Here is an 11107-nt window from a genome sequence, read left to right as displayed (position 1 = left end):
AAAAACAAATATAACAAACCATTATTAAATTTTTATTCTTATTATTTGACTTCTATGTAACGTTCTGAAATTTCTTTCGCTCCATTTGAGTCAATTACTTGATATTCAACTTTATATTTACCGATTTTATTAGTATCAATATTTCCTTTGACTTTAATCTGATCAGTTAAATCGCCGTCTTCTTTATCAAAAGCACTGACTCCATTCAATAAGTTGTAATTTTCACCTTTTTGAATGATAGCATCTTCAACGCCTTTTAATTCAGGTACAGAGTTGTCAGTAGCTTCAGCATTCAAATTCGGTGTAACAAGTGTTGCTGAAACACCAAGTGCTGATAAAGACTGTAACAATTTGTGCATTTTTATCGACCTCCGAATTTATGGCTTACGTATTAGTTCATACTTATACTATAACGATTTATTGATTAAGTCACATCATACTATGGACCTAATCTTTATGATACATACAATATTAAATGATAATTATGAAAATTAGATTAAAAACACGTAAAATTTTTTGAAGTCGTAATCCTAGTGATGAGAGGAGGTTTGAGAATTTTAGATATCGTAAACAATCAACTATATTAAGGTCAATGTTTTAAAATTAGACAAATGTATATAAAAAGTAATAGATTTGTGTCTAAAATTGTTGATGTTTTTGACTATTGTGTGAACTTGAGATTTAAATGTTTATAATTCGACAAAACAGTATTATGATTAATTTGAGTCGAAGAGGGAGTGAAGTTAAATGTTAACTGAACAAGAAAAAGATATTATCAAACAAACAGTACCAGTGTTACAAGATAAAGGTGTTGAAATTACGTCATTCTTCTATAATAGAATGTTCAACGAACATCCTGAATTGCGTAACATGTTTAACCAAACCAACCAGAAAAAAGGTTTGCAATCAACTGCCTTAGCACAAACTGTATTAGCTGCAGCAGCAAATATTGAAAACTTAGGTTCAATTATGCCTGTTGTCAGAGAAATTGCTTATAAACACTGTGCATTACAAGTACCTCCAGCTGGATATAAAATTGTTGGAGATAATTTAATCGCTGCTATTATGGAAGTTTTAAGTTTAGATGAAGAAGATCCGATTATTCAAGCTTGGATTAATGCTTATTGGGAAATTGCGAATGTATTCATCGATGTAGAAAAAGAAATGTATGACAACATGTTATGGGACGGTTTCCAACCATTTAAACTTACAAATATCGAAAATGTAGCATCTGATATTAAAGCATTTACGGTTTCTTCAGATGAATATGATTTAAGTCAATTTATTCCAGGTCAATATATCACTGTTGATGTAAGTAGTGAAAAATTGCCATACAGAGCAAAACGTCACTATTCAATCGTTGGCGGAGATAAAGATACACTTACATTTGCAGTAAAACGCGATGTAACAAAAGATAATGAAGGTGAAGTTTCTACTATTCTTCACGATGAATTCAAAGTTGGAGATGACATTAATCTAACTGCTCCTGTAGGTGCGTTTAGATTACATGAAGAAAGCAAACCACAACTTTTCTTAGGTTCAGGTATTGGTGTAACACCATTAGTATCAATGTTCGAAGAATCAGTTGAAGGTGACTCTCCAAGTGTACAATTCATCCAAAATACACGCGATATTTCTGATGTGCCTTTTGCAGAACGTTTAGCTAACTTTGCAGCTGAATATGATAATGCAGAGTACACATTGCATGATAGAGAGGCAGACGGCTATATTACTAAAGAAGATTTAGAACCGTATGTTACAGATGACACACAAATTTATATTTGCGGTGGCATCTCATTCTTGAAATCTATCGTGAATGAATTATATGAATTGGGAGTAGACAAATCTCGTATCCACTTCGAAACATTCATTCCACGTTTAAGTGTAGAAGTTTAATTTTAATTAAAAATAAAAATCATTCTTAAATAAAAGCAGACAAGTCCTGGTTATAGGCTTGTCTGCTTTTATTTATATTTTAAAATTGCTAATATTAAATAAAATGAAAGGGGATTTGAAAATGGACGAAACGAATCAATTATTAAAAAAGTTAACAGATGTTAATGGGATTGCAGGGCATGAAATGCAAGTTAAAGAAACGATGCGCGATTATCTTACACCTGTATCTGATGAGTTGATCGAAGATAACTTAGGCGGAATTTTCGGCAAAAAGAAAGCGGCGAATGGGAATAAAACTTTGATGATAGCAGGACACTTAGATGAAGTTGGATTTATAGTGACTGATATTGACGAAAATGGATTTATCAAATTTGCAGCTGCCGGTGGTTGGTGGAGTCAAGTGATGCTTTCACAAAAAGTGACTGTGACAACAGAAGATGGTAGCGAAATCAGAGGAGTAATTGGGTCGAAACCACCTCATGTGTTAGCACCTGAAGAGAGAAATAAAGCGATGGATATAAAAAATATGTTTATTGATATTGGTGTTTCTTCAAAAGAAGAAGCAGAAAAATTAGGAATAGATTTAGGAGATATGATAACACCATACTCTGAATTTGAAGTGATGGCAGATGAAAATTATTTATTAGCTAAAGCTTTTGATAATCGTTTCGGATGTGCACTTTCTGTAGATGTATTAAGAAATTTAAAAAATGAAGCGATTGATATAAATCTTGTATCTGGTGCGACAGTGCAAGAAGAAGTTGGATTGCGTGGTGCTAAAGTTGCAGCACATAAAATTAAACCTGATTTGGCGATTGCTGTTGATGTAGGAATTGCATATGATACACCTGGAATGAAAGGTGGAACTGAGCAATCTGAACTGGGTAAAGGTCCATTAGTTGTTTTCATGGATGCAACAATTATTGCACATGTCGGTTTGCGCAGACATATTAAAAAGGTAGCTAAAGACAAAGGGATTGAAGTACAGTGGGGTACTACACAAGGCGGCGGTACAGATGCCGGAAGTATCCATCTTGTAGAGGATGGTATTCCGTCAATTGTTATAGGTGTACCTTTAAGATATATGCACTCAAATGTTTCGATTATGCATAAACAAGATTATTTGAATGCAGTGAAGTTAGTTACTGAAGTTGTGAAATCATTAGATGATGACACAGTTGAAAATATCAAATGGTAATCAATAGTTTAAAAGAGAGATGCCTACATTTTTGTAAGCACCTCTCTTTTTGTTTCAATTTAGTTTAATAAATAAAAATCAAAATGATCCCTCATACATTTTCTTTTTATTTTTCAAATTATGTTATTCAAGACCGCGACGCATTTTTTCAGCTAATAAAGTATTGTTTAAGACCATCGTAATTGTCATTGGGCCAACTCCGCCTGGAACTGGTGTGATAGCGCCCGCAACTTCTTTAACGTCTTCGTATTCAACATCACCTTTTAATTTGCCGTTTTCATCAGGCGTATTACCAACATCGATGACAACAGCACCTTCTTTAACATCTTCTTTTGTAACTAATCCTGGTTTGCCTACTGCACTGACTATGACGTCTGCTTCTTTAAGATATTTGCTCATATCTTTTGAATGAGAATGCAAGATAGTTACAGTTGCATTTTGTTGAATCAATAGTTTTGAAACAGGTTGACCAACGATATGGCTGCGGCCGATTACTACTGCATCTTTACCATCTAAATCAATATCGGCATTTTTTAATAATTCCATGATGCCAAGCGGTGTACATGGCACAAATGTTTGTTCATCAATATACAATTTACCAATATTTTGTGGGTGGAAGCCGTCAACGTCTTTTTCTGGATTAATGGCTTCAAGTACTTTTTGTTCGCTTACTTGTGATGGAAGCGGAACTTGAACCAAGATACCACTCACACTATCATCGTTATTCAGACGTTCAAGTTCGTTTAATACTTCTTCTTCAGTTGCTGTTTCTTCTAAATGTACGATTTCTGAAATCATACCGATTTTTTCAGCAGCTTTCTTTTTAGATTTTACATAGCTAAGACTTGCACCGTTATTGCCCACTAAGATTACAGAAAGTTTTGGCGTATAGCCCTTTTCTTTTAACGCTTCAACTTGATCTTGTAATCCTTGACGGTAGTCTTTGGCAATTTGTTTGCCATCTAAAATTTTTGCAACCATGTGTAAATTCCTCCTAAATATTTTTCGAACTTTAACAAAGATTAAAAAGTGTAAATTAACGAATTTACGTATAATTACGTAATTTTCTTTAAAAAAACTGTCGAAAGTTCGATTTTTGATTGAAAAAGCATTACCTGATTTGTTATGCTATATCTGTAATATACAACTTACTTGATTAAAATTTCAAATAATTGAAAGGGTGTTCAATTTGAAAGTGGCAGTTATTATGGGCAGTTCTTCTGACTGGAATATAATGTCAGAAAGTTGCCAGATGTTGGACCAATTTGGAATTCCGTACGATAAAAAGGTAGTATCTGCACATCGTACGCCGAAATTAATGTTCGACTTTGCGACAGAAGCCAGACTAAATGGTTATGATGTCATTATTGCAGGAGCAGGCGGAGCAGCGCATTTACCAGGAATGGTTGCTTCAATGACAACATTGCCTGTTATTGGCGTTCCTATTGAATCAAAAAGCTTAAAGGGATTAGATTCACTGTTATCTATTGTGCAAATGCCAGGCGGCATTCCAGTTGCTACGACAGCAATCGGCAAGGCAGGAGCTAAAAACGCAGGTATTCTTGCAGCACGTATCTTAAGCATTAAAAGTGATGAAGTACGTAAGAAATTAGAAGAGTATCAGCAATCACTAGTAGACAAAGTAGGAGAGATGCAAAGTGAACTTCAATAAATTAAAATTCGGTGCCACTATAGGAATTATCGGCGGCGGACAATTAGGTAAAATGATGGCGCAATCAGCTCAAAAAATGGGCTTTAAAGTTATCGTTTTAGACCCTGATGCTGAGGCCCCTTGTCAGTACGTAGCACATGAATTTATTAACGCTGCTTACGATGACATGGATGCTTTAAGAAAATTAGGAGAAGCTTCAGACGTCATTACTTATGAATTTGAAAATATTGCTGCAGATCAATTGAAAGCATTAACTGAAGAATTCAATGTTCCCCAAGGCTATCAAGCCATCCAATTACTTCAAGACCGTTTGACTGAAAAACAAACATTAGAATCTGCTGGAACTAAAATTGTTCCTTATGCACAGTTGACTAAACCTTCTGATTTGGATGCCACAGTTGATAAATTAGGTTATCCATTTATGGTGAAAACACGTTTTGGCGGATACGATGGAAAAGGGCAAATATTAGTTCGTGATGAAAATGACTTGAATGAAGCAAAAACTCTTGTCGAAAACCAAGAGTGTGTAGCTGAACAATTTTTAGATTTATATAAAGAAGTCTCACTAACAGTTACTATCGGAAATGGCGGTCAAATTAGTTATTTCCCACTTCAAGAAAACGAACACCGCGACCAAGTTCTTTTTAAAACAATCGTACCAGCACGTTCTGATAAAGAAAATGAAGCTCGAAACGAAGTAGATAAAATTAAAAATAAAGTACATTTTGTCGGAACTTTTACTGTGGAATTCTTTATCGATAAAAATAATGACCTTTATGTTAATGAAATCGCACCTCGTCCGCACAACTCAGGACATTATTCTATTGAAGCTTGTGATTATTCACAATTCGACACACATATTCTAGCTGTGACAGGTCAAAAGCTGCCTGAAAAAATTGAAATCTTAAAACCCGCAGTCATGATGAACTTGCTAGGAAAAGATTTAGATTTATTAGAAGATAAATTTGGAGATCACCCTGAATGGCACGTGCACATTTATGGTAAAGCATCTAGAAAACCAGTAAGAAAAATGGGACATATGACAGTGTTAACAGATGATGTTGATAAAACAGAACAAGAAATGTTAACAACCTTTAAAGGAGGAAATAAGTAATGTCATTATTATATGAAGGAAAAGCAAAACGTATTTTTTCAACAGATGAAGATGGCGTATTAAGAGTTGAATACAAAGATGAAGTGACAGCAGGAAATGGTGCTAAAAAAGACCATATTGACGGCAAAGGGCGTCTAAACAACCAAATTACTTCAATTATTTTTGAACACCTGAAAAAACATGGTATTAAAAGCCACTTTATAGAACAAACATCAGAAACTGAACAGCTTGTGCGTTCAGTAGAAATTATACCTTTAGAAGTTGTTGTAAGAAATATTGCAGCAGGTTCAATTACAAAACGTTTAGGTTTTGAAAAAGGACATGAATTTGAAACACCGCTTGTTGAATTCTTCTATAAAAATGATGACTTGAATGACCCCCTTATCACAGATGACCATGTGAAATTATTAAATATTGCAAATGACGAAGAAATTGCAAAATTGAAAAAAATGGCATTAGAAATTAATAAAGCATTAGTTGAAATGTTAGACAGCATTAACCTTCGCTTAGTAGATTTTAAAATTGAATTCGGTCGTACAGAAGATGGCGATATCTTATTAGCTGATGAAATTTCTCCGGATACTTGCCGTATTTGGGAAAAAGACAGCGACACAAATTTTGATAAAGATGTATACCGTGAAGATCGCGGTTCAATTATCGACACATACCAAACTTTCTTAAATAAACTGGAGGCACTTAAATAATGAAAACAATCGAATTGCACATCACACTACAACCGCAAGTATTAGATACACAAGGACAAGCACTTAACCGTGCAGTACATGACTTAGGTTATAACCAAGTTAATGATATTCGCGTAGGTAAATTATTGTACTTTACTGTAGATGAAGCAACAGATGAAGCAGTACACAATATTGTAAATACATTAAGTGAAAAATTGTTTGCGAATACAGTTATCGAAGAGTACAGCTATAAAGTTGTCGAAGACGATGAAAAGGAGAATGCATAATGAAATTCGCAGTATTAGTATTTCCTGGCTCTAACTGTGATAGAGATATGCTGAATGCAGCATTGAAAACAGGTGCAGAGGCAGAATATGTAGATTATCGCGAAACTTCATTAGAAGGCTTCGACGGTGTATTGATTCCAGGCGGTTTCTCATTCGGAGATTATTTACGTTCTGGCGCTATGGCAAGTGTTGCTCCGATTATTTCTGAAGTTAAACGTTTTGCTGAAGAAGGCAAACCTGTTCTTGGTGTATGTAACGGATTCCAAGTTTTAACAGAAGTAGGATTATTGCCAGGTGCTTTATTGCATAATGATATGCATTTATTCGTAAGTCGTAATGAGTCTTTAAAAGTTGTAAATAATCAAACACCTTTCACAAATGAATATGCTGAAAATGAAACAGTAGTTTATCCAGTAGCACATGGTGAAGGGAATTATTATTGTACTGAAGAAATGTATAAAGCATTAGAAGCAAACAATCAAATCATTTTAAAATATACAGATAATCCTAATGGTTCTTACGATGATATTGCAGGTATCGTGAATGAACGTGGTAACGTGTGCGGTATGATGCCTCACCCTGAACGTGCATTAGAATCAATTTTAGGAACAGAAGATGGCGTGAAATTATTTGAGTCAATGGTAAATAGTTGGAGGGAACAAAATGCCTAAGTTTATTGAACCAAGTATTGAAGAAATCAAAGCTGAAAAATTATACAGCGACATGGGATTAACTGACGCAGAATATGATAAAGTAGTCGACATTTTAGGAAGAGAGCCAAACTTTACTGAAGTAGGGATTTTTTCTGTAATGTGGAGTGAACATTGTTCATATAAACATTCAAAACCATTTTTAAAACAGTTCCCGACAACAAGCGAACATGTATTAATGGGACCTGGTGAAGGTGCTGGTGTTGTTGATATCGGCGATGACCAAGCTGTGGTATTTAAAGTTGAATCACATAACCACCCATCAGCAATTGAACCTTATCAAGGTGCAGCAACTGGTGTCGGCGGTATTATTCGTGACATCGTTTCTATTGGTGCCCGTCCAATCAATTTATTAAATAGTTTACGTTTTGGTGAATTAGACGAAATTCAAAACCGTACATTAACACGCGGTGTCGTTGCTGGTATCGGCGGTTACGGCAACTGTATCGGTATTCCGACAACTGCAGGCGAAATTGAATTTGATGAACGTTATGACGGTAACCCATTAGTAAATGCAATGTGTGTTGGTATCATTGATCACGATATGATTCAAAAAGGTACTGCTAAAGGTGTTGGCAACTCTGTAATTTATGTTGGTTTGAAAACAGGTCGTGATGGCATCCATGGTGCAACTTTTGCTTCTGAAGAATTAAGCGAAGAAAGTGAAAGCAAACGTCCTTCTGTTCAAATCGGCGACCCATTTGTAGGTAAAAAATTAATGGAAGCAACACTTGAAGCTATCACATTCCCTGAATTAGTAGGTATTCAAGATATGGGTGCTGCTGGTTTAACATCTTCATCTTCAGAAATGGCAGCTAAAGGCGGAAGCGGTATGCATATGCGTTTAGATCAAGTGCCTGTTCGTGAAGAAGGTATTTCACCTTATGAAATGATGCTTTCAGAAACACAAGAACGTATGTTATTAGTTGTTGAAAAAGGTACAGAACAAAAATTCTTAGATTTATTCGATAAACATGAATTAGATAGTGCGGTAATCGGTGAAGTTACGGATACAAATCGCTTTGTATTGACTTACGAAGATGAAGTTTATGCTGATATTCCGGTAGAACCATTAGCAGATGAAGCACCTGTTTATATTTTAGAAGGCGAAGAAAAAGCTCATAACACTTCTAAAAATGATTACAGCAATGTAGATGTGAATGATGTATTCAAGAAATTATTAGCACATCCGACAATTGCTTCTAAACGTTATTTATACGAACAATACGATCAACAAGTAGGTGCTAATACTGTTGTAAAACCAGGATTGCAAGCATCAGTAGTTCGTGTTGAAGGTACAAATAAAGCAATTGCTTCTACAATTGATGGTGAAGCACGTTATGTATATAACCAACCGTATGAAGGCGGTAAAATGGTCGTAGCAGAAGCTTATCGCAACTTAATTGCAGTAGGTGCTACACCACTCGCTATGACTGACTGCTTGAATTATGGATCACCAGAGAAAAAAGAAATCTATCAACAATTAATCGATTCTACAAAAGGTATGGCAGAAGCATGTGAAGTACTTAAAACACCAGTTGTATCTGGTAACGTTTCTTTATATAACGAAACTAAAGGTACTTCAATTTTCCCAACACCAGTAGTAGGTATGGTCGGTTTAATTGAAGATATTGATTACTTAAATGATTTCCATCCTCATGCGGGGGATAAATTATATCTTGTAGGCGAAACTCGTAATGATTTCGGCGGCAGCCAACTTGAGAAATTATTATATGGCAAAGTCAACCATGAATCAGAAGCTTTAGATTTATCTGAAGAAGTAGAAAAAGGCGAACAAATTAAAAAAGCTATCAGAGATGGAAAAGCTTCTCATGTACAAACTGTCGGCAAAGGCGGCTTATTGATTACACTTGCACGTTTCAGCGCCTTCTATGGTTTAGGTGTTGATGCGAAATTAGATGTAACTGATGCTCAATTATTCAGTGAATCTCAAGGTCGTTATATTGTCGCAGTTAAAGAAGGACAAACATTAGATATTCCGAATGCACAAGAAATCGGAACAGTAAAAGATAATGGTCAATTTAAAGTCACAAACGGTCAAACAACAGTAGAAGAAAACGTGTCGACGTTAAACGAAATTTGGGAAGGAGCAATTCCTCAATGTATGACATCCGCGGATTAAATGAAGAATGTGGAGTCTTTGGAATATGGAATCATCCTCATGCAGCTACACTAACTTACATGGCGTTGCACAGCTTGCAGCATCGTGGGCAAGAAGGTGCTGGTATCGTGTGTTCAAACGGCGAATCGCTGTTTGGCGCACGTGGCATGGGTTTGTTAACTGAAGCAATTTCAGATGCACAATTAGAATCATTGCAAGGTTTTCAAAATGCAATTGGACATGTGCGTTATGCGACAACAGGAGCTAGCGAGATTGCCAACGTACAACCATTCTTATTCAAACATTCAAAAGGTGATTTAGGATTAGCGCATAATGGTAATTTGACGAATGCAGTTCAAATTCGCCATGCCTTAGAATCAGAAGGCAGTGTATTCCAAACAACAAGTGATTCAGAAGTGCTGGCACATTTGTTGATTAGAGGGAAATCACCAAACATTAAAACCAATCAAAAAGCGGCATTAAATCAAGTTAAAGGTGCATTCAGCTGTGTCATGCTGAATACGAACCAATTAGCAGCAGTAAGAGACAACAATGGTGTACGTCCTTTGATGTTAGGTGAAGTAGACGGTGCATATTGTGTCGCAAGTGAAACTTGTGCGTTTCAAGCAATCGGTGCTACTTATATTCGAGATATCGAACCAGGTGAATTGATTACTTTCAGTGGTGAAAATGATATCGATTATGATTATTATTCAACAAATATCAATCATAATATGTGTTCGATGGAATATGTTTACTTTGCACGTCCCGATTCAGAATTCCATAAACACTCTATATACAATGTACGTAAAGCTTTAGGGAAAAAACTTGCGAGTGAAATGGGTATTGAAGCTGACATCGTCATCGGTGTCCCTGATTCTTCTTTACAAGCAGCTAAAGGCTTTTCAGAGTATACAGGTATTCCGAATGAGCAAGGACTATTAAAGAACCGTTATATCGGACGTACGTTTATTACACCAGATCAAAGTGTGCGTGAAAAACAAGTACGCATGAAACATTCACCAATCAGAGACGTGATTGAAGGAAAACGCGTTGTTGTAATCGATGACTCTATTGTACGTGGTACAACAAGTAAGTACATTGTAAAAGCTTTAAAATCAGCAGGTGCAAAAGAAGTACACATGGGTATTTCATCACCACCTTTAGTAGATCCATGCTATTACGGTATCGACGTTTCTACGCATGCTGAATTAATGGCAGCACAACATACAGTTGAAGAAATGAAAGAAATGATTGGTGCGGATTCTCTAACGTATCTTTCAGTAGAAGGCATGCATGAAGTATTTCGTGAGTTTGATTCAAAAGGCGAATGTGATGCTTGCTTTACAGGAAATTATCCAATCGAAATTGTCGATCATCAATTACCAGAAGTAAAAGAACTTAAGAGAAGAGGAGTGTAAATCT

11 protein-coding genes are annotated in these 11107 nt (G+C 35.7%); 9 read left to right on the top strand and 2 right to left on the bottom strand.

The window, feature by feature from the left end; translation table 11 throughout:
* Positions 1-41 precede the first annotated feature (41 nt).
* On the bottom strand, positions 42-359 hold the full coding sequence (locus tag DYE31_RS09035; RefSeq protein ID WP_015899936.1) for an immunoglobulin-like domain-containing protein: 318 nt from the start codon (positions 357-359) through the stop codon (positions 42-44).
* Between the two features lie 388 nt (positions 360-747).
* Between DYE31_RS09035 and DYE31_RS09030 the strand changes: the two genes are divergently transcribed.
* Positions 748-1896, top strand: a complete 1149-nt coding sequence (locus DYE31_RS09030) for a globin domain-containing protein (RefSeq protein WP_015899937.1) — start codon at positions 748-750, stop codon at positions 1894-1896.
* 121 nt (positions 1897-2017) lie between these two features.
* Entirely contained in the window at positions 2018-3094 is a 1077-nt protein-coding gene (locus tag DYE31_RS09025; RefSeq protein WP_015899938.1) for a M42 family metallopeptidase, read from the top strand.
* A gap of 123 nt (positions 3095-3217) precedes the next feature.
* On the opposite strand, the gene folD is transcribed toward DYE31_RS09025, so the two are convergent.
* Positions 3218-4075, bottom strand: a complete 858-nt coding sequence (gene folD, locus DYE31_RS09020; RefSeq protein WP_015899939.1) for a bifunctional methylenetetrahydrofolate dehydrogenase/methenyltetrahydrofolate cyclohydrolase FolD — start codon at positions 4073-4075, stop codon at positions 3218-3220.
* A 208-nt stretch (positions 4076-4283) separates the two neighbouring features.
* On the opposite strand from folD, the gene purE reads away from it, so the two are divergent.
* From purE to purF, 7 genes are read left to right on the top strand one after another with little or no spacing between them, the layout of a single operon-like run.
* Positions 4284-4766, top strand: a complete 483-nt coding sequence (purE, locus tag DYE31_RS09015) for a 5-(carboxyamino)imidazole ribonucleotide mutase (RefSeq protein WP_041612960.1) — start codon at positions 4284-4286, stop codon at positions 4764-4766.
* The gene (gene purK / locus DYE31_RS09010) at positions 4753-5880 is read left to right on the top strand and encodes a 5-(carboxyamino)imidazole ribonucleotide synthase (protein WP_015899941.1); all 1128 of its coding nucleotides are present in this window, start codon (positions 4753-4755) and stop codon (positions 5878-5880) included. The genes purE and purK overlap by 14 nt, the downstream gene beginning before the upstream one ends.
* Positions 5880-6584: a phosphoribosylaminoimidazolesuccinocarboxamide synthase gene (gene purC / locus DYE31_RS09005; protein ID WP_015899942.1), complete on the top strand. Its 705-nt coding sequence runs from the start codon at positions 5880-5882 to the stop codon at positions 6582-6584. The genes purK and purC overlap by 1 nt, the downstream gene beginning before the upstream one ends.
* The gene (purS, locus tag DYE31_RS09000) at positions 6584-6850 is read left to right on the top strand and encodes a phosphoribosylformylglycinamidine synthase subunit PurS (protein ID WP_015899943.1); all 267 of its coding nucleotides are present in this window, start codon (positions 6584-6586) and stop codon (positions 6848-6850) included. Before purC ends, purS begins: the two co-directional genes overlap by 1 nt.
* A complete protein-coding gene (purQ, locus tag DYE31_RS08995) occupies positions 6850-7521 on the top strand; it encodes a phosphoribosylformylglycinamidine synthase subunit PurQ (RefSeq protein ID WP_015899944.1) in 672 nt (223 codons plus the stop codon). The genes purS and purQ overlap by 1 nt, the downstream gene beginning before the upstream one ends.
* Complete coding sequence (purL, locus tag DYE31_RS08990; RefSeq protein ID WP_015899945.1) at positions 7514-9703, top strand: phosphoribosylformylglycinamidine synthase subunit PurL; 2190 nt, start codon at positions 7514-7516, stop codon at positions 9701-9703. The genes purQ and purL overlap by 8 nt, the downstream gene beginning before the upstream one ends.
* On the top strand, positions 9682-11103 hold the full coding sequence (purF, locus tag DYE31_RS08985) for an amidophosphoribosyltransferase (protein ID WP_015899946.1): 1422 nt from the start codon (positions 9682-9684) through the stop codon (positions 11101-11103). Before purL ends, purF begins: the two co-directional genes overlap by 22 nt.
* Positions 11104-11107: the final 4 nt, after the last annotated feature.

Source organism: Staphylococcus carnosus, from assembly GCF_900458435.1.
GTDB classification, from domain to species: Bacteria; Bacillota; Bacilli; order Staphylococcales; family Staphylococcaceae; genus Staphylococcus; species Staphylococcus carnosus.
Note: the sequence above shows the minus strand (reverse complement) of the source record. Positions and strands in the feature narration are given on the sequence as shown.

Bases quoted from the DNA above. Each gene is read 5' to 3' on its own strand.
- DYE31_RS09035 (WP_015899936.1), bottom strand. From the start codon at position 359: ATGCACAAATTGTTACAGTCTTTATCAGCACTTGGTGTTTCAGCAACA.
- DYE31_RS09030 (WP_015899937.1), top strand. From the start codon at position 748: ATGTTAACTGAACAAGAAAAAGATATTATCAAACAAACAGTACCAGTG.
- DYE31_RS09025 (WP_015899938.1), top strand. From the start codon at position 2,018: ATGGACGAAACGAATCAATTATTAAAAAAGTTAACAGATGTTAATGGG.
- folD (WP_015899939.1), bottom strand. From the start codon at position 4,075: ATGGTTGCAAAAATTTTAGATGGCAAACAAATTGCCAAAGACTACCGT.
- purC (WP_015899942.1), top strand. From the start codon at position 5,880: ATGTCATTATTATATGAAGGAAAAGCAAAACGTATTTTTTCAACAGAT.
- purS (WP_015899943.1), top strand. From the start codon at position 6,584: ATGAAAACAATCGAATTGCACATCACACTACAACCGCAAGTATTAGAT.
- purQ (WP_015899944.1), top strand. From the start codon at position 6,850: ATGAAATTCGCAGTATTAGTATTTCCTGGCTCTAACTGTGATAGAGAT.
- purL (WP_015899945.1), top strand. From the start codon at position 7,514: ATGCCTAAGTTTATTGAACCAAGTATTGAAGAAATCAAAGCTGAAAAA.
- purF (WP_015899946.1), top strand. From the start codon at position 9,682: ATGTATGACATCCGCGGATTAAATGAAGAATGTGGAGTCTTTGGAATA.